Source organism: Nitrospirillum guanabarense (assembly GCF_034653355.1).
Classification (GTDB): domain Bacteria; phylum Pseudomonadota; class Alphaproteobacteria; order Azospirillales; family Azospirillaceae; genus Nitrospirillum.
Window position 1 is genome coordinate 2,760,617 of the sequence record NZ_JAYEER010000004.1, and the last position, 21,387, is coordinate 2,782,003.

A 21,387-nucleotide genomic window follows, 5' to 3' on the forward strand; every position below is an offset into this window, starting at 1 on the left:
ACGAAAGGCCGCGCCGTCACCGGGGCGGCCTTTTTGGTGTCACCGTCCCATCTCCCGCCCCACCGGGTAGCGCAGGTAGGCGGCGTCGCTGTAGGGGGTGCGCTCGTAAAACCAGGCCAGGCGCTGGTCGGGGCTGGTGGCGAAAGCCGGGTCGGCCTTCAGCTTGGCCTCGAACTCCGCCTTCAAGGCGGGGCTGGCCGCCAGCATGCGTTCGGCCAGGGGGGCGATGGCGTAGGGCTCGATATATTCGGTGCGCTGCAGGATCTCCGGAAAGTACCCCCAAGCCAGGAACGACTCGGTGCTTTCCGCTTCCAGCAGCTCGGCGGCCAGGTCGCCCAGAGGCTGGTCGGTGGGTACGCGCACGCTGCCCTTGGGGTAGAGCACCGTGCGCGTCTCATGCACATAGCCGGCCTTGTCCAGCATGACGTGGCCCTCGTTGGTCTCTGTGGCCAGCTTGGGCTCCGTCAGGCGCACGGCGTCCACCGTGACCTCGCGCGGCTGGTTCTGGGTCTCCATCGCCAAGCCGTGCAGGCGCAGCCGCGCGATGATCTCCGGCTTGGTAGCCGGCACCCAATAGGCTTCGGGCCGTGCCACGGTGACGCTGGGGTGATCCAGGTAGACCGGCATGCGCACCGTGGCGCCCGGCCGGCCCAGCCAGCGCACCTCCACCTCGCCCGAGGCGGGGGAGATGTAGCTCTCGTGCCGCATGGTCCGGAACTCCACGCTGGCGCTGGGCGTCTTCTCCACCTCGAACGCCACGGGCAGGGTGACGGGGCGGCGGGCGCGGTCGGACGCCACGGCCTGACGCAGGGCGGCGCCCTGTTCCGCCAGAAGGGTCAGCGATCGCTCGATTAGCACATAGGTGCCCAGCACCCGCTGGCGATAGGGCTTCAGCGAGTGGTTCTCCACCAGCAGGGTGGGGATGTGCGCCAGGTTGCCGTAGCCAGTGGAATAGCGCAGGGGCGTGGTGCCGCCGGCGATGCCGCCCTCTGGCTTGCGGCCGTCGGCCTCCGTCACCAGGGGGCCGGGGATGTGGCCGGCCTTGGCCAGGGCCTGGCCCACCTCCGTCTTGAAGGGGCCCGCCAGCCAGCGGTCGATGGCGGGGGAGAACAGGTCTCCAGCGGCACCCTCGTCGTTGCCGAAGGTGATGTCATAGGCGTAGTCCATGCCGTCGGTGACATGGATGTCCAGGTACAGGTCCGGCTGGTAGCGGCGGATCAGGGCGATCATGGCCCGCATCTCGGGCGTGTCCAGCTTGCCGTAATCGCGGTTCAGATTCAGGTTCTGCGCCGTGGTGCGCCAACCCTGGTTCATGGGGCCGCGCTGGTTAGGCCGGTTATAGGCGCCGGCGCGCTCATGGCCATCGACATTGAAGATGGGCACGAACAGCAGGTTCACGCGGTCCAGCAGGCCGTCCTTGCCCCGCTGGGTGATGTCGCGCAACAGCATCAGCCCGGCGTCCTTGCCGTCGATCTCGCCCGCGTGGATGCCGGCCTGGACCAGCAGCAGTGGCTTGGCCGGGTCGGGCCTGCCGTCCACAAGGCCCTTGGCCGCCAGCACGGCCACCATCTCCCGCCCCTCGGGGGAGGTGCCGAACACCTCTTGCCGCAGCAGGGGGGACGCGGTCACCAGCCGGTCGATGAAGGCGCGGGTCTCGTCATAGCTGGGCGTGGCGGTCAGGCCGGTCAGCTCCGCCGGGGTGGCCCAGGGATCGCCCGCCTTCACCAACAGCTTTTCCGAGGCGCCGTGCCAGGGCGCCAGCGGCGGCAGGAAGTCCGTGTCCCAGGGGGCCATCTGGGCGGGTGTGGCGGCCACGGCGGGGCCCAGGACGCGGCCCAGGACGGGGGCGGCGACGGACAGCATCAGGATGGCGCGGAGCGCCAGGCGATGGAGATGGGGCATGGGCGGGACTCGGGGGTGAAGGGGCCGGCGGACGGGAACCTGTGGGCCGCCCGACCATCGCCCGGTGATATCCCGCGTTCAAGAAAGCTTTTGCCAGAACCCCGAAAGCGCGAAGGCCCGGCTGACGGGATCAGCCGGGCCTTCGGATTTGGTGGAGCTAAGCGGGATCGAACCGCTGACCTCTACAATGCCATTGTAGCGCTCTCCCAGCTGAGCTATAGCCCCGAACCTTTGAATTCGGTTCCCGCCATCTGGGTCCCACAATCCAGGGGAACGGCGGTGAGGCCGGGAATATGCGCAGATGCAGGGCGGAGATCAAGCGCGCAATTTCATCCGCGACCCTGGCATGTCTTTCAGTCATGTGACAGGTGACCCCGCCATTGCTGGCATTGGAAAAGAAAAAGTGGCGGCAGGGCCAGTCAATCGGATCAGAAACAAGAAAGGCCGGCTGAGTTGCCAGCCGGCCTTTCGAATTTTGGTGGAGCTAAGGAGGATCGAACTCCTGACCTCTACAATGCCATTGTAGCGCTCTCCCAGCTGAGCTATAGCCCCAAACCATTTTTAACTCGATCCGCGCCGCCTGGGGGCTGGCGTGGTGTGGGCGGGAATATGCTCAGATGCGCCGGCCGGATCAAGAGAAAAATTCAGGATTCCGAAACTTTTTTCCAGTGCGGCTAACGCTCTGATTTTCCTAGAGCTTTAGCGGTCCTCGTCGCCACCTTCGACGTCGACCACCTCGCCCATGTCATCCTCGTCGCCCAGTTCCTCGGCGTCCTCCAGCAGGACGTCCTCGTCATCGTCGCCGGGCACGTCGTCGGCGGTTTCGCCCTCTTCCAGGTCATCGACCTCCAGGTCGACCTCGGCCTCTTCCAAGGCCTCTTCCTTCTCCTCGTCCTCGGCCTCGACGCCGGTGTCCTCATCATCCAGGACAGGCTTCTTGGTGTCGTCGGCCAGGATGGGGCGGGCGCGGCGGGACTTCAGCAAGGCCTCCGGATCGAACACGGTCGAGCACGAGGGGCAGGTCGGCGGATTCTTCCGCATGTCGTAATAGCGGGTGCCGCAGTTCGGGCAGATCCGCTTGGTGCCCCATTCCGGTTTCGCCACGGCAATCCTCCGTCAAAAAACACGCGTGGCGACGGCCCGGGCCGGCCATGTCCACGCTCCATATAAAAAGGTACAGGAGCGGGCGTTTGCCATGAAGCCCGCCCCCTGTCAAACGTGAATCCTCGAAGACACCCACAAGGGGGCGCTTTCGTCCCATGCGGCGGCGCCCGCCAGGCCCCCACAGGGCCCGGTGATGGCCCGGCACCTTGCACGGCGGCAGGGGTGGGGCCATCCTGGACGCCGTTCCGCCCCCGTCATGCCAGGGACTCCAATTCCCATGTCAGCGTCCGCCTCGCCCACTTGGACCTCATCCCCGGTTTCCCCCTTGGGCGGCGCGGTCGCGGTGCCGGGCGACGCGGCGATCGCGGTGCGCGCGCTGGTGCTGGCGGCGCTGGCCGTGGGGGAAAGCCGGGTGACGGCGGCTCCCGCCGGGCTGGGACCGGCGGTCCAGGCCCTGCGTACCCTCGGGGCTCGGCTTGAGCAGGCGGGCGAGGGCGCCTGGCGCGTCCACGGCGTGGGCGTGGGCGGCTTGCGTCAAGCCCCGGGCCTGCTGGACCTGGGCGAGGACGGCCTGGCCTTCGCCTTGCTGACCGGCCTGCTGGCCACGCAAGGGGGGAGACTTTCCTCACCACCAGCCATCCCGCCGCCGCCGCTTTCCTGAAGGCGGCGTTGCCGCCCTTGGCGCGCATGGGCGCGGCCTTCATCCCGGCCGGCGATGGGCTGGGCGGCATCCATCCCCCGCTGCTGGCGCGCGGCACGGCCAGGCCGGTGCCGGTGGACCACCGCCCCCTGGCGCCCGTGGCGTGTGACGTGAAGTCCGCCCTGTTGCTGGCCGCGCTCAACATCGCCGGCCGCACCACGGTGGTGGAGGAATTGCCCACCGCCGACCATACCGAGCGCCTGTTGCGCCGTTTCGGCGCCGCCGTCGCCGCGCGCCGCCAGCCGGACGGCGCCTGGGCCGTCAGCGTCGATGGCCAGCGCGAACTGCGGCCGGCCCAGGTGGCGGTGCCGGGCGACGCGTCCCTGGCCGGCGCCGCCCTGGTGGCCGCCGCCCTGCGCCCGGGCCCCGGCATCACGCTGACCCATGTCGGCACCAATGAGCATCGCACCGCCTTGTTCCCGCTGCTCCGCGACATGGGCGCCGACCTGACGGTGCAGGCCCTGCCCGCTGGCGAGGGGGAGCCCGCGGCCGATGTGCGCCTAAGCCCACCGCCGCACCCCCTGCGCGGGGTGGAGGCCGAGGCGGGGCGCTTGGGCGCCGGCGAGTTGGCGCTGGCGGCGGCGGCGGCGTCCTGCGCCCGGGGCACGACGCTGCTGCGGGGCCTGGGGCCTGCCCAGGCCCGGGTGGCGGCCCCCCTGGCCGCGGCCCTGACCGCCTGCGGTGTCGCGGCGTCGGCGGCTGCGGATGTCCTGACCGTCACCGGCGACGGCCGGCCGCCCAGGGGGGGCGCCACGGTGGAGGTGGATGCCGACCTGGCGCCGGCCTTCCTGGCGCTGGGCACCGCCGCCGGGGCCCCCATCGCCGTGCGCGCGGCTGTGAATCCGGCCGCTGCCCACCTGCTGAACGCCCTGGGCGCCGTCGTCACCGAAGGGTAAGGGACGGGGCCGCTTGCCAGGCGGGGCGGGGGGTGTTAGGCCACCGGCCACCCACCGCACCCAATCCTTCGACAGGCGGCTCATGACCACGACCCCTTCCTTCATCGTCGCCATTGACGGCCCGGCCGCCAGCGGCAAAGGCACGCTGGCCCGCCGCCTGGCCGCCACCCTGGGTTTCGCCCACCTGGACACGGGCGCGCTCTACCGTGCCGTGGGGTTGACGCTGTTGCGGGCCGGCCATGCGCCGGACGATACGCAGGCCGCCATCGCCGCCGCGCAGGGCCTGGACGCCGCCACCGTGCTGCCCCTGATGAACGACCCGGCGCTGCGCCAGGACGCGGTGGCCGTCGCCGCCTCCAAGGTGTCGGTGGTGCCCGAGGTGCGGGCCGCCCTGTTGGATTTCCAGCGGGATTTCGCCCATCGCCCGCCGGGCGGGGCGAAAGGGGCTGTGCTGGACGGTCGCGACGTCGGCACCGTGGTCTGCCCCGACGCCCCCGCCAAGCTCTACGTGACCGCCGACGTTGAGGTTCGCGCCCGCCGCCGTTTGTCGGAGTTGCGGAATACTGGCGCTGAGGCTATATACGAGGCCGTCCTGGAGGACATGAAAGTTCGTGATGCGCGTGACAGTCAACGGGCGGTGGCACCGCTGAAGCCCGCTGTCGACGCGTTTTTGCTTGATACGTCCATGATGGATGCCGACCAGGCGTTCATCGCCGCCACGGACTTCATCCGCTCCAGACCCGCGTTTCCCGACTTCCTTTAAAACGGACGGTTTGGCCGCGCGGCCCCCAACTCAACCCAAGTCGCCGGGCATGGTGTCCGACGCCATGGGCCAAGTTAACCCCTTGTCGGCCGGGCGTCTGCCGGGGGGTTGGAACGGGCCTGTGCTGGATCCACTCAAGGAGTTTAAATGGCCCAGGTTTCCGCCGCCAAGTCCCAAGACCGTGGGATGAAGGAAAGTTTCGCCGCCCTTCTGGAAGAGTCGCTCGGCACGAGCGAGAGCCTCGAAGGCACGGTGGTCAAGGGCACCGTTCTCAACATCGAGAACGACATGGTGCTCATCGACGTTGGTCTGAAGTCCGAAGGCCGGGTCGCGCTGAAGGAATTCGCCGTCCCCGGTCAGCCGGTTGAGCTGAAGATCGGCGACACGGTCGAGGTTTACCTCGAGCGCATGGAAGACAAGCACGGCGAAGCCATGCTGTCGCGCGAGAAGGCCAAGCGCGAAGAGGCCTGGACCCAGCTGGAGCGCGCGTTCACCGAACAACAGCGCGTCACCGGCATCATCTTCGGCCGCGTCAAGGGCGGCTTCACGGTCGACCTGTCGGGCGCCGTGGCCTTCCTGCCGGGCAGCCAGGTGGACATCCGCCCGGTGCGCGACATCTCGCCGCTGATGGGCACCCCGCAGCCCTTCCAGATCCTGAAGATGGACCGCTCGCGCGGCAACATCGTCGTGTCCCGCCGCGCCGTTCTGGAAGAGAGCCGCGCCGAGGCCCGTTCGGAGCTGGTGGCCAACCTCAAGGAAGGCCAGGTTCTGCAGGGCGTGGTCAAGAACATCACCGACTACGGCGCGTTCGTGGATCTGGGTGGTGTCGACGGCCTGCTGCACGTCACCGACATCGCCTGGCGCCGCATCAACCACCCGTCGGAAGCCCTGCAGATCGGCCAGACCGTCACGGTCCAGGTCGTCCGCTTCAACTCCGAAACCCAGCGCATCAGCCTGGGCATGAAGCAGCTTGAGGCTGATCCGTGGGAAGGCGTGGAAGCCAAGTACCCGGTCGGCGCCAAGTTCAAGGGCCGCGTCACCAACATCACCGACTACGGCGCCTTCGTGGAGCTGGAGCCCGGCATCGAGGGTCTGGTGCACGTCTCCGAGATGTCCTGGACCAAGAAGAACGTCCACCCCGGCAAGATCGTCTCCACCTCCCAGGAGGTCGAGGTCATGGTGCTGGACGTGGATCCGCAGAAGCGCCGCATCTCCCTGGGCCTCAAGCAGTGCCTGGACAACCCGTGGGAGACGTTCGTCGACAAGTACCCGGCCGGCACCGAGCTGGAAGGCGAGGTCAAGAACATCACCGAGTTCGGTCTGTTCGTTGGTCTGCCGGGCGACATCGACGGCATGGTCCACATGTCCGACCTCGACTGGAACAAGTCGGGTGAAGAGGCCATCCAGGACTACAAGAAGGGCGATCACGTCCGCGTGAAGGTCCTGGACGTCGACGTGGAAAAGGAACGCATCAGCCTGGGCATCAAGCAGCTGGCCAGCGATCCGTTCGAAGCCACCGTCGCCGGCGTCAAGAAGAACGACGTCGTCACCTGCACCGTCACCGCCATCACCGAGGGCGGCATCGAGGTGTCGGTCGTCGACGGCTTCACCGGCTTCATCCGCAAGTCCGACCTGTCGCGTGAGCGTTCCGAGCAGCGCCCGGACCGTTTCGCCGTCGGCGAGAAGGTCGACGCCAAGGTCACGCAGATCGATCGCGCCAGCCGCAAGATCGGCCTGTCGATCAAGGCGAAGGAAGTCGAGGAAGAGAAGCAGGCGATGGCCGAGTTCGGTTCGTCCGACTCGGGCGCCTCGCTGGGCGACATCCTGGGCGCCGCGCTGAAGCGCGCCCAGAAGGACAAGGACGAGGCCTGAGAGTTGGTCCGTCAGGACTGAGTTTCAGGACCCATCCGGGTCTTCCAGTATGAAAGGGCCGTCCCCGGGCAACCGGGGGCGGCTTTTTTCTTGTCCGGCCGGCTTGGCCGGACGGGGGAGGCGACGGGGGAGGCCCTCCGAAAGGCTGAGCCCGATCAGCGATAATGCAGGAGTATGAAGACCTTACCCTTGCCAGGACGGGTCCGCTCCGGCACAGTTGGGCTAGGACGGGCGGTGACGGAAGCCGTGACCCGAACCCCGTGGAACCTTGATCGAGGCCAGCCACCAGGGGAAGCGGGGTGCGGCATCAGGATCCGCTAGGCGTGGGTGGATGTACACCCGGGCCACCGGCCTGCCGGGAGGCATCAACGACACGATAAAGATAGAGGTCCCGCGAGACCGGGACCGATTGCCCAAGGGGGAATTGCCGATGACCAAGTCGGAACTCATTATGCGGCTGGCGGAACTCAATCCGCACCTCTACCAGCGCGATGTGGAAAAGATCGTCACCACCATCTTCGACGAGATCACCGAGGCCCTGGCCCGGGGCGACCGGGTGGAGCTGCGCGGTTTCGGCGCCTTCTCGGTGAAGCGGCGCGACGCCCGCACCGGCCGCAATCCCCGCACGGGCCAGGCGGTGGACGTGGATGAGAAGTTCATTCCCTTCTTCAAGACGGGCAAGCAGCTGCGTGAGCAGTTGAACACCGACTGATAGCCCCCATTTGTGGGACCCGGCCCCGGCGGTTCCGTCGGGACCTTTCGGCGCCGCCCCCCAAGGGGCCGCCCCATTCGGGGGTGGTTCGGGGCGGCCGTTGCCAGTGGAGCGGCAGGTGCTGCGTTATCTTTCCTGGATCGTGTCCATCCCGCTGGCCCTGGTCGCCATCGACTTCGCCATCGTGAATGAGGAGTTGGTGCGCCTGACGCTGTGGCCGCTGGACGGGGCGGTGGTGGCGCCCTCCTTCGCCGTGGTGTTCGTCTCCCTGCTGGTGGGTTTCCTGGCTGGGGGCCTGGTCTCCTGGCTGTCGGCCGGCAAGCACCGCCGCGCCCTGCGCAAGGAGCGGGCGCGGGGTGACCAGTTGCAGCGCGACCTGGACGCGGCCCGCCTGCACGCCGCCGACCTGGAAAAGCGCATCGCCGCCGCCGACCGCGCCGCCACGGTGTCGACCCCGCCCGCCGACGTGCGGGTGATGTCGCTGCGTTAAGTTTGCCCTCAAATGCCGGGCGGCCACATCCGTGGCCTTGGCTTCCTCGATTTCCAGTCCGCCTTCGGCTCCCCAGAAATCTCCGGCGGATGCGGTCGCATCCTACAGCGATATGAAAAGAGGTTTCATGCCGCTGATTTGAAGCGCGGTATCACGGGCGGTCCTCGGCGGGCGCCTTTTCCTTTTCCGTCCTCGCCGCCTCATCCGCCAGGCGCTTGTCCAGGCGGGCCGTCACCGCCTCGCCGTATCGATGGCAGGCGGTCTCGTCCACCAGGGGCTGGGTGGCGTTGGGGCCCAGGCGTTTCCACATCTGCGAGGCGTCGGGGTGGGGCGTCAGCAGGATGTCGCAGGGCAGGGCGGCCATGGTGGCGATGGCCTGGCGGAAGCGGGCCAGCACGCCCGGATGCGCCGTCTCGTCCGAATAGCGGTAGACGTCGTCGGTATAGGCGCTGAGGCTGTCGGCATAGACGATGTGGTGGCACTGTTCACCCTTGGGGCCATCCTGGCAGCTGTCCCAGGTCCAGGTGGTGGCGCCCGGCGTGTGGCCCGGCGTGGCGTGGGCCGTCAGGCGGATGGGGCCCAGGGTCACCTCCTCCCCATCCTTCACGCGCTTCACATGCGGAATGGCGGGGAAGGCCTCGATGCTCAGGTACTGCGGGTCGCCCCGGTCGGCCTTGCCATGCTCCAGCGCGCCGGCCGCGGCCGGCAGGGCCATGACCGTGGCGCCCGAATCGCGCCGCAGCTGGGCGATGCCCCCGGCATGGTCCAGATGCTCATGGCTGTTCAGGATGATGCGCACGTCCTCCACCTTGAAGCCCAGGGCGCGGATGTTGGCCTCGATCAGCGGGGCCGCCTTTTCCGTGGCGCCGTCGATCAGCACATGGCCTTGGGGCGAGGTGATGAGGATGGAGGACAGGCCGCAGGTGCCGACGTACCAAGTGTCGGCATAGATGCGCAGCGGGGCCGCCGGCATGTTCCAGTCCGCCCCCTCCGGACAGGCCGCCGCCGGCTGAGGAGTCGTCCGCGTGGCCGACTCGGCGGCGAACGCGGGGGCGGCGACGCCGCACAGCAGAAGGGCGGCGAGGGCGGTGCGCAGGGGCATGGGGCGGTCCGGAGGCTTGCGTGGGAAACTTCCGCGTGTGTGACCGCCAATTCTGGCTAAAAAAGGGCCGGCCGGCCACCGGCCCCGCACCGCGTGGTAGCGCGGGGCGTTACCGGGGCCGGCGCTTACGGCCGCGCCAGTCAGGCTTGCGCGCGCCTTCGGACGAGGGCCGGTTGGCGGCGGCCCTGGGCGGGCGGTTGCCGCGCACGGCGCGGTAGCGGGCCACCAGGGCGACGAAGGGTGCCCGCAGCCGTTCCACCAGCGTGTCGTCGCCCTCCAGCTTGGCCAGGGCGTAGGCTCCGGCCTCCAGCGTCGACACGCTTTCCCGCCGTGGCTCGCGGCGCAGGTTGCCGTAGGCCGAGACGAAGTCGGGATGGACGATCAGGCGGCGCAGCTTCAACAGCCAGGCGTTGCGCCACCACAGGGCCTTGGCCTGCGACCACGACCCGTCCAGCAGGATGATGCCCTCCAGGTCGGCCAGCACCGTGGGGTCCTCCACCGTCTGGCCCTTCTTGTCCACCAGGCGCAGGGTGCCGGGCTCGGTCGCCGTGGCGTCATCGCCGGAGCCCATGTACAGCACGGCCCAGCGGCGCGGGTCGGCCTCCCTCCCCAAGGCTTTCGCCAAATTGGGCCAGGACAGCCCCACCTTCAACCGCCCGCGCGCCAGGCCCAGGGTCAGCAGCCGGGCGCTGCCCAGTTCCACATCCTGTTCCTGGGGATGCTGCAGCACCAGCACTTCAAGCCGGGTCTCGATGGGCGTGATGCCGGCGCAGACGCAGAGGTCCAGAGGCTTGGCGCAACGTGGGCAGATCGCCGCGGCTTCGGCCGGGACCTGGGGGGCGGGGGCCTGGGGGACGGGCGCTTGAGGGGCGGCGTCTTCCGCCGGCGGCACGGTGTCGTCAGTCATCTCAACCAGCAATCTCTTCCATGAAACGGGCCAGGCGCACGTCACGCTCCGACACGCCGTCGGCATCATGGGTGGCCAGGGTGACCGCGACCCTGTTGTAGACGTTGAACCATTCGGGGTGATGGTCCATGCGCTCCGCCGCCAGGGCCACGCGGGCCATGAAGCCGAAGGCGGCGTTGAAATCGGCGAAGGTGTAGGTCTTGGCGATGGCGTCGCGGCCGTCGACCGCCGTCCAGCCGGGCAGGGTGGCCAGGGCCTGGGCGCGCGCCGCAGGCGTCAGCTTCTGCACCATGGTGTCCTCCTTTACGCCGCCGTCTTCCGGCATAGGGGCCGGTGGGGCCGGATGATGGGGTTAAGTCGCCTGCGACGATGGGCCTTGAGCGCCGGGGCTTGACGGCGGGAGCCGACAGGCGTTGACGTGGACCCGGCGGGACCCTCCCGTCAAGATGTCAGCACAGCTTACCCCGGTATAGAGCCATGGCCACCGTCACCGTCCTGCCCCGCCGCTTCACCTCCCCGCCCACGCTGGAGGAGATCGAACGCCTGGCGACCGACGCCATCGCGTCCATCCCGCCGGAACTGCGGGTGCACATGGGCAACCTGGTGGTCCATGTGGCGGAGTTCCCGGATGAGGAGACGGAGCGGGAGATGGGGCTGGAAACCCCGTTCGACATCCTGGGCCTCTACCGCGGCGTCTCCCTGCCCCAGCGCGGCGCCAACGACGCCAGCCACGGGCCGGACATGATCTTCCTCTACCGCCGGCCGCTGCTGGACTATTGGTGCGAGACGGGGGAGGACCTGGGCGATCTGGTGCTGAACGTCATGATTCATGAGATCGGCCACCATTTCGGTTTCACCGACGACGACATGTACGGCATCGAGGCCAACGATCCGTAAGGACGGGTCTGGCACCGTTTACAAGGCGCACCAATATAGGAAAAATAGGGCCGGCGGCCTGGGGGTGCCGGCTGGAATGGGGAATGGGGCATATGATGGCGTTCGTGTGGACCGGTCTGGTCACGCTGCTGGCGTTGTTCGTCTATTTCTGGACCATAGGGCAGGTCAGCCGGGCGCGCAGCGCCCATGGGGTGGAGGCGCCGTCGGTGGACGGGCCGCCGGCCTTCCAGCGGGTGCTGCGGGTACAGACCAACACCCTGGAACAGATCGTGCTGTTCCTGCCGGGCTTGTGGCTGTTCGCCAACATTTGGGGCGATCACCAGGCCGCGCTGATCGGCCTTGTCTGGCCCATCGGCCGCGTGCTGTACGCCGTGACCTACTACGCCGACGCCAAGAAGCGCACCGCCGGCTTCGGCTTGTCCCTGTTCGCCACCTCCGTGCTGCTGGTTGGCAGCCTCATTGGCCTGGTGCGCCATTTGCTGGGGATTTGAGATCGAAGCGCGCCAGTCCCTTTTATTTTCGCCAGGCCGCGCCCGCGGCCGCCCGGTGTTGGGGCGCGCTTAAGAACCCGGCTGCAGGTTGGCGCCCGCCAGGCGGTAGTACAGGCCGTTGTCGTCATCGCCCACCATATGCAGCGTGCCTGTCAGGGTGATGGGCTCGTTGGTCATGGCGATAGGGGTGCTGGTCTTCACCTCCATCAGGTCGGCGGGGCCGGGCGGCGGGCAGAAGGGACAGCTGGGCGCCATGGCGCTCAGCAGGAAATGACCGGACTTCTCCTTCTGCTCCAGCGGGATGATGAAGCCGGCGATGGTCAGGGGCTTGCCCTCCAACGCCTGCACCTCGGGCCCGAAGGCGGCGCGCACGCGCAGCAGGCCGTTGTCCATGCTGTGCACTTCCTTGACGTCGGCCAGCTTGTCCCAGCCCAGAGTGGCCTTGGGAATGTTGGCCTGCACGGATGCCGCCGTGCCCGGCGCCGGTGCCGCGGGCGTGGCCGACGCCACCTTCTTGTCGGCCGCCAGGGCGGGCGCCCCGGCGACGGCCCCGGTGACAATGACCGCCATCATCAGGGCGGCGGCGAATGTGCGCTTGGCCTGAATGGTCATGGCGAAATCCTTTCTCTCAACTGCCAAATGCTTTGTTGGCCCCCAATCGTGGCCGATTAAGGGCTGGGTGTGGGGCGGAGGTCATCCCCGCGACAGCACCGCCGACACGTCCGTGCGATAGGCCTGGATGGCCGGAACCAGGGCGGCCAGCACCGACAGGCCGGCCGCCAGGACAAGAAGATAGGGTTCCGTGGCCGGAAACTGGAGTCCCGTGATGCCCATGTCGCGGGCCTGGGGCACCAGGCGGCCCGCCAGTTCCACCGCGCCATGGCCCAGAGCCAGGCCCAGGGCGGTGCCTGCCGCCCCCATGGCCAGCGCCTCGGTCAGCAGCAGGCAGGAGATGCGCATGCGCGTGGCGCCCAGGGCGCGCATGACCGCCAAATCGTAGCGCCGCGCCTGGGTGGCGTTGTAGAGCGCGACAAAGATGCTGAGCGCGGAGGAGGCCACCAGCAACAGGCCGAAACCCCTCACCGTGTCCGTCCCGATGCCCACCAGGGACAGCAGCCGCGTCATCTCCGCCGCCGGTGAAGCCGCCTGCATGGCGCTGCCGGTGTTGATGCGCCGGGGCAGCAGCGCGGCCGCGATGGGGGAGCGGTAGCGCAGCAGGACGGAGGTCACCTCGCGTTCGGGTGGTTGCTGGGCCGGCTGGGCGCCCCCAGCCTCATGCTCGTCAGCATCGCCGTCATGGTGATGATGGTGATGGGCGTCGTGCACGGCCCAGACGCTGTCGATGGGGGTCAGCACCAGGCGGTCGACCACGCCGCCGGTGGAGGCCAGGATGCCGACCACGGTGTAGGGCATGCCCTCGTGCACGGCACCGCCGGCCGACAGGCCGTGATTGCCGTTGAACTGGTCGCCCACCTTCAGGTGGGCCGCGCGCGCCACCTGGTCGCCCACCGTGGCCTCCATGGGGGCCTGCCACAGCCGGCCCTCCGCCAGCTGGGCGTGACGCAGGGCGACAAAGGCCGGATCGGTGCCGACGATGCGGTAGCCGCGGAAGCTGTCGCCCAGGGCCAGGGGCACGGCCTGGGCCACCAGCGGGTCGGCCGCCAGGGCGTGGGCCTGGGACAGTGGGATGTTCCCGGTGGGGATGTCGACCTGGTACAGCGCGGACAGGATCAGCTGCAGCGGGCTGCCCTTGGCGCCCACCACCAGGTCGACCCCGGCGGCGTCCCTGGCCAGGCGGTCCTGCAATTGCGTGCCCACCAGGATCAGCACGACGATGGTGCCGGTGCCCAGCGCCAGCAGCGCCACGTTCAGGCAGGTGGTGAGGGCCGAGCGTTTCAGGTACGCCCAGGCCAGGCCGAGGATGGTCATGCGGCCTCCGTCACGGGGCTAAGCTTGGGCAGATCCAGCCGGTCGGATATCCGGGCGCGGGTGCGCTCGTCATGGGTGGCCACCAGCAGGGTGGCGGAGCAACCCTCCGCCTGTTCCAGCAGCAGGTCCAGCACCAGGGCGCAGTTCTCGTCATCCAGGGCGGAGGTCGGCTCATCCGCCAGGATCAGCTTGGGCTGGGTGACCACGGCGCGGGCGATGGCCACGCGCTGCTTTTCCCCCTGGCTCAGATGCTCTGGCTTGGCGGCCAGGCGCTTACCCAGGCCCACGCGATCCAGCGCCCGGGCGACGGCCCCCGCGTCGCGCGGCAGGCCGGCCAGCCAGCGCGCCAGATGCAGGTTCTGGCCCACGTCCAGCGCCGCCACCAGGTGCAGGGTCTGGAAGACGATGCCGATCAGGCGGCCGCGCAAATGGTCGCGGGTGGCGGCGTCCAGGTCCCATACCGCCTGGCCGTCCAGCAGGATGCGACCCTGGTCCGGCCGCTTCAATCCGGCCAGGGCGTGGATCAGGGTGGTCTTGCCGCTGCCGCTGGGCCCCAGCAGCAGACAGTGCCTTCCCGCCTCCACCGACCAAAGGGGGACGTCCAGCACCGGTCGGCCCGCGATGGCGTGGCGCAGACCGGTGACCTCGATAAGGGGCATGGGACCTGTATCCTGCCGCGTTGCCGAACCCCGGCGGCTGCCACCGGCGGGAGGGGCGCATCTTGGGCGGCGCCGAGACGCCCGGCAAGCGGGAAGGGGTGGGCCGGATGTCGCGGTCCTACCTTCTTGGAGAGGGGCATCGGGTGAGCATTTGATTCCCGTGCCCGACGTTGCTACAGTCCCCGCAGATGTCTTGGCACTCCCGGAATAAGGGTAAGGCATTGGAAAATAATCGCAAAATTTCAATCCTGTTCGTTTGCACGGGCAACATCTGCCGCTCCCCCACGGCGGAGGGTGTGATGCGCCGCCGCCTGGTCATGGATGGCCTGGCCGACGATGTGACGGTGGCCAGCGCCGGCACCCATGGCTATCACGTGGGGGAGGCGCCGGACATCCGGGCGGTGGAGGCGGCGCGCCATCGCGGCGTGGATCTGTCGGCGCTGCGCGCGCGCCGCGTGGACGCGGATGATTTCGAGCGGTACGACATGGTGCTGGCCATGGACCGCGATCATCTGGATTTCCTGCGCCGCCTGGCGCCGCCCAAGCATCGCGACCGGGTGCAACTGTTCCTGGACTACGCCCCCGACCACAAGGGCCACGACGTGCCCGATCCCTATTACGGGTCGGAGGACCAGTTCGACACCGTGCTGGACCTGATCGAAGCCGCGGCCGACGGCCTGCTGGACGAGGTTCACCGCCGGCTGGGGCGCAAGGCGGGCTAGGTAAACGGACTCGGCTTGGCGGGCCGGGGGCGCTATACCTAAGGGCCCTATCGTTCCCGCCCTACCGGATTTAGTGCCGTGCCCGACACCAACGATACCGCATCCCCGGCGTTCTCCGCCCAGGGTGTCACGCCCATGATGGCGCAGTACCTGGAGATCAAGGCCCAGCACCCGGGCGCCCTGCTGTTCTACCGCATGGGTGATTTCTACGAGATGTTCTTCGACGACGCGGTGGCCGCCGCCCGCGCGCTGGACATCACGCTGACCAAGCGCGGCCTGCATCTGGGGGAAGAGATCCCCATGTGCGGCGTGCCGGTGCATTCGCACGAGAACTATCTGTCACGCCTCATCCGCCTGGGCTTCCGCGTCGCCATCTGCGAGCAGACCGAGGACCCGGCGGAGGCGCGCAAGCGCGGTGGCAAGGCGGTGGTGCGGCGCGAGGTGGTGCGCGTCGTCACCCCCGGTACCATCACCGAGGACGGCCTGCTGGACGCCCGGTCCAACAACTACCTGGCCGCCTTGGCCGAGGTGGGCGGCGCCCTGGGCCTGGCATGGCTGGACCTGTCGACCGGGGAGCTGACCCTGCAGCCGGTGGAACGCGCGGCCCTGCCGGCCGCCCTGGCCCGCCTGGCGCCGGGTGAGCTGCTGGTGTCCGAACGCCTGACGCAGCAGCCGGAGCTGTTCGAGCTGTGGGCCGAGTGGCGCGACCAGCTGACGGTGCAGCCCAACGCCCAATTCGACAGCGAGAACGGCCGTCAGCGTCTGCTGGACCTCTACGGCGTGGGCACGCTGGACGCCTTCGGCAGCTTCAGCCGGGCGGAGGTGGCGGCCGCCGGCTCCCTGGTCGACTATGTGGAACTGACGCAGAAGGGCCGGGTGCCCCGCCTGGACCGCCCGCGCCGCCTGGCGCTGGGCGCGGTCATGGAGATCGACCCGGCGTCGCGCCGCAACCTGGAACTCAGCCGCACGCTGACGGGGGAAAAGCGCGGCAGCCTCCTGGGCGCCATCGACCGCACGGTCACCGGCGCCGGCGCCCGCCTGCTGGCCGCCCACCTGGCGTCCCCCCTCACCGACCCCGTGACCATCGGCCGCCGCCTGGACACGGTGGCCTATTTTGTGGAGCAGGGCGGCTTGCGCGCCGACATCCGCGCGCACCTGGGCCGGGCGCCGGATATCGAGCGCGCGCTGTCCCGCCTGAGCCTGGGCCGGGGCAGCCCGCGCGACTTGGCCGGGGTGCGCGACGGCCTTGGCCGTGCCCGCGACATCTGCGACACCTTCCCGGCCGAGGCGCTGCGCGGCGCCCTGGAGCCGCCGCTGCCCCCGGGCCTGCTGGACGCCCTGCACGGCGTGAAGGTCCCGGCCGAGCTGGTGGCCACGCTGGCCGCGGCCCTGGGCCCCGACCTGCCGCTGAACGCCCGCGACGGCGGCTTCATCGCCCAGGGTTATTCCGCACCCCTGGACGAGCTGAAGGAGTTGCGCGACAACTCGCGGCGCCTGATCGCCAACCTCCAGGCCCGCTACGCCGGGGACACGGGCATCAGCACCCTGAAGATCCGGCACAACAACGTGCTGGGCTATTACATCGAGGTCACCGCCCAGCACGGCGACAAGCTGATGGCGGCGGAGCAGCGCGGCACCTATATCCACCGCCAGACCCTGGCCAACGCCATGCGCTTCACCACGGTGGAGCTGTCGGACCTGGAACGCCGCGTGGCGGAGGCGGGTGACAAGGCGCTGGCCCTGGAACTGGCCCTGTTCGAGGACCTGACCCAGGCGGTGCTGGCCAGGGCCGACGACATCGCCTCCACCGCCCAGGCGCTGGCGTCGCTGGATGTGGCGACCTCGCTGGCCGACATCGCGGTGGAATGCCGCTGGTGCCGCCCGGTGGTGGACGACAGCCGCGAATTCCGCATCGTGCGCGGCCGGCATCCGGTGGTGGAGGCGGCGCTGGTGGCCGCCGCCAGCGGGCCCTTCGTCGCCAACGACTGCGACCTGTCGGACGCCAACCGCCTGTGGCTGCTGACCGGCCCCAACATGGCCGGCAAGTCGACATTCCTGCGCCAGAACGCCCTGGTGGCCGTGCTGGCGCAGATGGGCAGCTTCGTGCCCGCGGACGCCGCCCATATCGGCGCCGTCGACCGGTTGTTCAGCCGCGTGGGGGCCGCCGACGACCTGGCGCGCGGACGTTCCACCTTCATGGTGGAGATGGTGGAGACGGCGGCCATCCTGAACCAGGCCACGGGCAGCAGCCTGGTCATCCTGGATGAGATCGGGCGCGGCACCGCCACCTTCGACGGCCTGTCCATCGCCTGGGCGGCGGTGGAGCACCTGCACGAGGTCACCCGCTGCCGCGCCCTGTTCGCCACCCACTATCATGAGCTGACGACCCTGTCGTCCAAGCTGCCGTCGCTGGCCTGCCACACCATGCGCATCAAGGAATGGCAGGGCGACGTGGTGTTCCTGCATGAGGTGGCCGCCGGCGCCGCCGACCGCAGCTATGGCATCCACGTGGCCCGCCTGGCCGGCTTGCCGGCCACGGTCATCAGCCGGGCGGAAGAGGTGCTGGCCATCCTGGAGGCGGGCGACCAGGGCAGCGCCGTGACGCGGCTGGCCGACGACCTGCCCCTGTTCAGCGCGCCCGTGCGCCGCGCGCCGGAACCCGCTGCGCCGCCGCCGGAGTCGCCGGCGCTGGCGGCGCTGAAATCCGTCAGCCCGGACGAGCTGACGCCGCGCCAGGCGCTGGAGGAACTGTATCGCTTGAAGGGTTTGTTGTAAGCCCCGTCACTCCTTCGGCAGCGTCGGATCCTGGTCCGGCTTGGTCACGTCCACGAAGTCGCCATCGATGACGGTGATGGGGCGCGCCGGGCCGCCGTAGGTGCCGCCCCCGGCGGTGCGCACGGTGAAGCGGGTGCCGGACAGGCGCTGGGCCTGGCCCAGCAGGGTACGGCGCACCGGGGGAAGCAACAGGGCCAGCCCGGCCAAATCGCTGATGAAGCCGGGCACGGTGAACAGCACGCCGGCGGTGGCCAGGCACAGGCCGTCCCATGCCACCACCGGTGCCTCGCCCGGGGTCGACCTCGCCACCTTGCGCAGGGCGTCCAGCCCCTGGCGCTGGACCAGCCACAGGCCGACGGCGGTGGACAGCACCACCAGGGCCACGGTTCCCAGCACGCCCACCTTCTCCCCCACCCAGGCGAAGGCGGCGATTTCCGCCAGAAGATACGCGATGAGAAAAAGGGGAAGGCGCATAAGCTTGCTCTTTCTTCGGGCGCCGCCTATCTACAGCGAGAGGGCCGCCCGTAATGACAACCGGGTGTTCGGTCTTAACATGGTGGGGCGAGGGCCCCGTATCCAGGTGCCGATTGGACCTGGGACGAGGGCTTATTTCAAGCGCCGGAGGTTCGAAGTCTGCAATGGGCGACAACTCCTACTTCTTCGAAATCATCATCTTCGCGATGATCGCCGTGTTCCTGGCCTATCAGCTGCACAAGGCGCTGGGCCGCAAGACGGGCGAGGAGCGTGAGCGCCCCAACCCCTTCACCGCTCCCCCGGCGCAGGGCCCGACCACCCAGGGGCAACAGGGTGTGCGACCGCCGCCCTTCCAGGGGGTGCCGCCCAAGGTCATCGAGGGCACCGCGCGCGACGTCACCCAGCCCGACGACGACGGCCCGCTGTCGCTGGAGGCCGGTCTCGCCCGCATCCACCAGGCCGATCCCAGCTTTGACGAGCGGCGTTTCCTGAAGGGTGCCGAAAGCGCCTTCGGCATCATCGTCGACGCCTTCGCCCGCGGCGACACCGACGCCCTGCGCCCGCTGCTGGCCGACGCCGTCTACAACGACTTCGCCAAGGCCATCGAGGCCCGCGCCCAGGCGGGCGAAACGCTGGAGGCCCACATCCAGGCCTTCGACACCGTGGATCTGGTACAGGCCCGCCTGCTGGAAGGCCAGGCGCTGTGCACGGTGAAGTTCATCACCCACCAGACCAACGTCACCCGGGATGCCCAGGGGCGGGTGGTGGATGGCGATGCCGAGCATCCGTCCGAGGTGGTGGACATCTGGACCTTCGCCCGCGACACCAGATCGTCCAACCCCAACTGGCGCCTGGTTGAAACCCGCGTCCCGCAGTGAGCGGGCGTTCGGCGGCGCAAATCGCGATGCGCCCCGCATCCGATGTTTCCTTCCGGCGGCGATCCGTTTTAAGGTCCGGCTCGACCTGATCACAGCCGCCTCGTGAGGAACCATTGCCCATGCCGTGCCGGCCCGTTTTCGCCCGCGCGGCGCGCGGCGTCGCGGGCGCCCTGCTGCTGCTGACCACCGCCTGTTCCCTGTTCACCTCTGAAGAGCCGCCGGCGGCCCCGCCGGTGCCGGGGCCCGGCGCCAAGCTGGTGCTGCAGCCGGCCGCCTTCACCGACCTGCCCGGCTGGCAGGCGGACAAGGTGGCGGAGGCCGTGCCCGCCATCCTGCGGTCCTGCGAGAAGATGTTGCGCCAGACCAGCGGCGTGGCCGGCAAGCCCCAGGACTGGAACGCCCCCTGTTCAGCCCTGAAGAACCTGCCGCCGGGGAACGAGGCCATGACCCGCGCCGCCCTGGAACGCTGGTTCCAGCCCTGGCGCGCCACCGACAACGGCAATCCCGAGGGTTTGTTCACCGGCTATTATGAGGCGGATCTGCGCGGCAGCCGCACCCGCCACGGCCGTTACACCGTGCCGCTCTATCGCCGCCCGGCCGACCTGGTCATGGTCGACCTGGGTGAGTTCCGCGACAGCCTGAAGGGCCAGCGCATCGCCGGCCGCGTGACCGACGGCAAGCTAAAGCCCTATGAGGACCGCCGCCGAATTGACGCCGGCGCTCTGACCGGCAAGGGGCTGGAACTGGTGTGGCTGGACGACGCCGTCGACGCCTTCTTCCTGCACATCCAGGGCTCCGGCCGGGTGGTGCTGGAGGAGGGGGGCGAGATGCGCGTGGCCTATGACGGGCAGAACGGCTGGCCCTATGTCGCCATCGGCCGCCAGATGGCGGCGGACGGCAAGCTGGACCGTGACGCCGTCACCATGCAGTCCATCCGCGCCTGGCTGGCGGCCAACCCCGCGCAGGCCCAGGCCACCATGGAAGGCAACCCCTCCTACGTCTTCTTCAAGGCGCTGGAGGGCGACGGCCCCCTGGGCGCCCAGGGCGTGGCGCTGATCCCCGGCCGCTCGTTGGCGGTGGACCATACCTACGTGCCCTACGGCCTGCCCGTCTGGCTGGACGTCACCGACCCGGAGGATGGAGACAAGCGCCTGTCCCGCCTGATGGTGGCGCAGGACACCGGTGGCGCCATCCAGGGGCCTGTGCGCGGCGATGTGTTCTGGGGCCACGGGCGTGAGGCGGAGAGCCGCGCCGGCGTCATGAAAAGCCGGGGCGGCTATTGGCTGCTGCTGCCGCGCACGGTGACGCCGGCCAACATCGGCGCCGGGCCCGGACCGTCTTCATGAGCCGCCAGCGCCGCAGTCCGACGTCGGAGGAAATCCGCCTGTGGCGTGAGGTCATGCGCGACGCCGCCCCGCTGCGCCGGGGCGCTCCCCTGCCGCCGCCCCCGCCCGCGCCGGTGGCGGCCACCCCCGCAGTGCCCGCCGCCCCGCCGCTGGCGTCGGCGCCGGCGGCCAAGCCGCTTCCCGCCGCCCCCCTGGTCCATCCCCCGCTGGTCTTCGGCGCCCGCGCCGGCCTGGACCGCCGCACCGACGACCGCTTGCGCCGGGGCCAGCTGGTCATCGACGGCCGGCTGGATCTGCACGGCATGACCCAGGCTGAGGCGCATGGCGCCCTGAACGCCTTCGTCGCCCGCGCCCACCGCGAAGGCCGGCGCACCCTGTTGGTCATCACCGGCAAGGGCTCCGGTGGCGGCGTCCACATGGGCACCGACCGGGAGAAGGGCATCCTGCGCGTGGCCGTGCCCCGCTGGCTGGGGGAGGCGCCCTTGCGCCCCCTGGTGCTGGCCATCCGCCAGGCCCAGCCGCAGCACGGCGGCGGCGGTGCGCTCTATGTGCTCCTGAAGCGGCAGCGTCCATGACCCCCTTCGGCCAGCGGATGCGTGAGCTGCGCGAGCAGCATGGCCTGGCCCTGAAGGACATGGCCGCCGCCCTGCACATCTCCTCCGCCTACCTCTCCGCGCTGGAGCACGGCCGCAAGGGCACGCCCTCGCCCATGCTGGTGCGTCAGATTTGCGGCTATTTCGGCATCATCTGGGACGAGGCGGAGGAGAT

General features: G+C 69.5%; 23 protein-coding genes and 2 tRNA genes. 14 read left to right on the forward strand and 11 right to left on the reverse strand.

All coding sequences use genetic code 11. The features are described from left to right. Positions 1-39: 39 nt before the first annotated feature. The 4 genes from UAA55_RS30990 to UAA55_RS31005 form a co-directional block, all read right to left on the reverse strand. Positions 40-1,902 (reverse strand): M14 family metallopeptidase, encoded by a 1,863-nt coding sequence (locus UAA55_RS30990; protein WP_322957694.1) that lies wholly within the window; start codon positions 1,900-1,902, stop codon positions 40-42. 149 nt (positions 1,903-2,051) lie between these two features. After that, positions 2,052-2,127 (reverse strand) — tRNA-Ala (locus UAA55_RS30995). Between the two features lie 251 nt (positions 2,128-2,378). Next, positions 2,379-2,454: transfer RNA gene (locus UAA55_RS31000), tRNA-Ala, on the reverse strand. Between the two features lie 147 nt (positions 2,455-2,601). Then, on the reverse strand, positions 2,602-3,006 hold the full coding sequence (locus UAA55_RS31005; protein WP_322957696.1) for a TIGR02300 family protein: 405 nt from the start codon (positions 3,004-3,006) through the stop codon (positions 2,602-2,604). A 277-nt stretch (positions 3,007-3,283) separates the two neighbouring features. On the opposite strand from UAA55_RS31005, the gene UAA55_RS31010 reads away from it, so the two are divergent. From UAA55_RS31010 to UAA55_RS31035, 6 genes are all read left to right on the forward strand, one after another. Further along, on the forward strand, positions 3,284-3,667 hold the full coding sequence (locus UAA55_RS31010; RefSeq protein WP_322957697.1) for a 3-phosphoshikimate 1-carboxyvinyltransferase: 384 nt from the start codon (positions 3,284-3,286) through the stop codon (positions 3,665-3,667). Between the two features lie 26 nt (positions 3,668-3,693). Beyond that, positions 3,694-4,602: a hypothetical protein gene (locus tag UAA55_RS31015; RefSeq protein WP_322957810.1), complete on the forward strand. Its 909-nt coding sequence runs from the start codon at positions 3,694-3,696 to the stop codon at positions 4,600-4,602. A gap of 82 nt (positions 4,603-4,684) precedes the next feature. Further along, a complete protein-coding gene (cmk, locus tag UAA55_RS31020; protein ID WP_322957699.1) occupies positions 4,685-5,365 on the forward strand; it encodes a (d)CMP kinase in 681 nt (226 codons plus the stop codon). Between the two features lie 147 nt (positions 5,366-5,512). Beyond that, a complete protein-coding gene (gene rpsA / locus UAA55_RS31025; RefSeq protein ID WP_322957701.1) occupies positions 5,513-7,237 on the forward strand; it encodes a 30S ribosomal protein S1 in 1,725 nt (574 codons plus the stop codon). Positions 7,238-7,667: 430 nt separating this feature from the next. Continuing rightward, a complete protein-coding gene (ihfB, locus tag UAA55_RS31030; RefSeq protein ID WP_040845205.1) occupies positions 7,668-7,949 on the forward strand; it encodes an integration host factor subunit beta in 282 nt (93 codons plus the stop codon). Positions 7,950-8,067: 118 nt separating this feature from the next. Continuing rightward, complete coding sequence (locus UAA55_RS31035) at positions 8,068-8,439, forward strand: LapA family protein (protein ID WP_322957703.1); 372 nt, start codon at positions 8,068-8,070, stop codon at positions 8,437-8,439. Positions 8,440-8,590: 151 nt separating this feature from the next. On the opposite strand, the gene bla is transcribed toward UAA55_RS31035, so the two are convergent. From bla to UAA55_RS31050, 3 genes are all read right to left on the reverse strand, one after another. Further along, entirely contained in the window at positions 8,591-9,541 is a 951-nt protein-coding gene (bla, locus tag UAA55_RS31040; RefSeq protein WP_322957705.1) for a subclass B3 metallo-beta-lactamase, read from the reverse strand. Positions 9,542-9,650: 109 nt separating this feature from the next. After that, positions 9,651-10,448: a tRNA-uridine aminocarboxypropyltransferase gene (locus UAA55_RS31045; RefSeq protein WP_322957706.1), complete on the reverse strand. Its 798-nt coding sequence runs from the start codon at positions 10,446-10,448 to the stop codon at positions 9,651-9,653. Between the two features lies 1 nt (position 10,449). Next, positions 10,450-10,740, reverse strand: a complete 291-nt coding sequence (locus UAA55_RS31050) for a 4a-hydroxytetrahydrobiopterin dehydratase (RefSeq protein ID WP_322957707.1) — start codon at positions 10,738-10,740, stop codon at positions 10,450-10,452. A 185-nt stretch (positions 10,741-10,925) separates the two neighbouring features. Between UAA55_RS31050 and UAA55_RS31055 the strand changes: the two genes are divergently transcribed. Both UAA55_RS31055 and UAA55_RS31060 read left to right on the forward strand, forming a co-directional pair. After that, positions 10,926-11,345 carry a metallopeptidase family protein gene (locus tag UAA55_RS31055; protein WP_145611001.1) on the forward strand — a complete coding sequence of 140 codons (420 nt, stop codon included), beginning with the start codon at positions 10,926-10,928 and terminating at the stop codon, positions 11,343-11,345. A gap of 92 nt (positions 11,346-11,437) precedes the next feature. Then, entirely contained in the window at positions 11,438-11,836 is a 399-nt protein-coding gene (locus UAA55_RS31060; RefSeq protein WP_322957709.1) for an MAPEG family protein, read from the forward strand. A 69-nt stretch (positions 11,837-11,905) separates the two neighbouring features. Here the strand turns inward: UAA55_RS31060 and UAA55_RS31065 are convergent, their stop codons facing one another. From UAA55_RS31065 to UAA55_RS31075, 3 genes are all read right to left on the reverse strand, one after another. Next, positions 11,906-12,448 (reverse strand): DUF3299 domain-containing protein, encoded by a 543-nt coding sequence (locus UAA55_RS31065; RefSeq protein WP_322957711.1) that lies wholly within the window; start codon positions 12,446-12,448, stop codon positions 11,906-11,908. An 81-nt stretch (positions 12,449-12,529) separates the two neighbouring features. Continuing rightward, entirely contained in the window at positions 12,530-13,765 is a 1,236-nt protein-coding gene (locus tag UAA55_RS31070; protein WP_322957712.1) for an ABC transporter permease, read from the reverse strand. Continuing rightward, entirely contained in the window at positions 13,762-14,424 is a 663-nt protein-coding gene (locus UAA55_RS31075; RefSeq protein WP_322957713.1) for an ABC transporter ATP-binding protein, read from the reverse strand. The genes UAA55_RS31070 and UAA55_RS31075 overlap by 4 nt, the downstream gene beginning before the upstream one ends. A gap of 188 nt (positions 14,425-14,612) precedes the next feature. Between UAA55_RS31075 and UAA55_RS31080 the strand changes: the two genes are divergently transcribed. After that, a complete protein-coding gene (locus UAA55_RS31080) occupies positions 14,613-15,146 on the forward strand; it encodes a low molecular weight protein-tyrosine-phosphatase (RefSeq protein WP_322957714.1) in 534 nt (177 codons plus the stop codon). A 135-nt stretch (positions 15,147-15,281) separates the two neighbouring features. Further along, entirely contained in the window at positions 15,282-17,921 is a 2,640-nt protein-coding gene (gene mutS, locus UAA55_RS31085; protein WP_322957811.1) for a DNA mismatch repair protein MutS, read from the forward strand. Between the two features lie 6 nt (positions 17,922-17,927). Here mutS and UAA55_RS31090 read toward each other — a convergent pair whose 3' ends face one another. Next, on the reverse strand, positions 17,928-18,395 hold the full coding sequence (locus UAA55_RS31090; protein ID WP_322957715.1) for an FxsA family protein: 468 nt from the start codon (positions 18,393-18,395) through the stop codon (positions 17,928-17,930). Between the two features lie 164 nt (positions 18,396-18,559). Between UAA55_RS31090 and UAA55_RS31095 the strand changes: the two genes are divergently transcribed. From UAA55_RS31095 to UAA55_RS31110, 4 genes are all read left to right on the forward strand, one after another. Continuing rightward, positions 18,560-19,273 (forward strand): Tim44/TimA family putative adaptor protein, encoded by a 714-nt coding sequence (locus UAA55_RS31095; RefSeq protein WP_322957716.1) that lies wholly within the window; start codon positions 18,560-18,562, stop codon positions 19,271-19,273. A 119-nt stretch (positions 19,274-19,392) separates the two neighbouring features. Continuing rightward, positions 19,393-20,619, forward strand: a complete 1,227-nt coding sequence (mltA, locus tag UAA55_RS31100; protein WP_322957717.1) for a murein transglycosylase A — start codon at positions 19,393-19,395, stop codon at positions 20,617-20,619. Continuing rightward, the gene (locus tag UAA55_RS31105; protein WP_322957718.1) at positions 20,616-21,194 is read left to right on the forward strand and encodes a Smr/MutS family protein; all 579 of its coding nucleotides are present in this window, start codon (positions 20,616-20,618) and stop codon (positions 21,192-21,194) included. The genes mltA and UAA55_RS31105 overlap by 4 nt, the downstream gene beginning before the upstream one ends. Continuing rightward, a partial coding sequence (locus tag UAA55_RS31110) for a helix-turn-helix domain-containing protein (protein ID WP_322957719.1) occupies positions 21,191-21,387 on the forward strand: 197 nt, incomplete at its 3' end. The genes UAA55_RS31105 and UAA55_RS31110, both read left to right, overlap by 4 nt.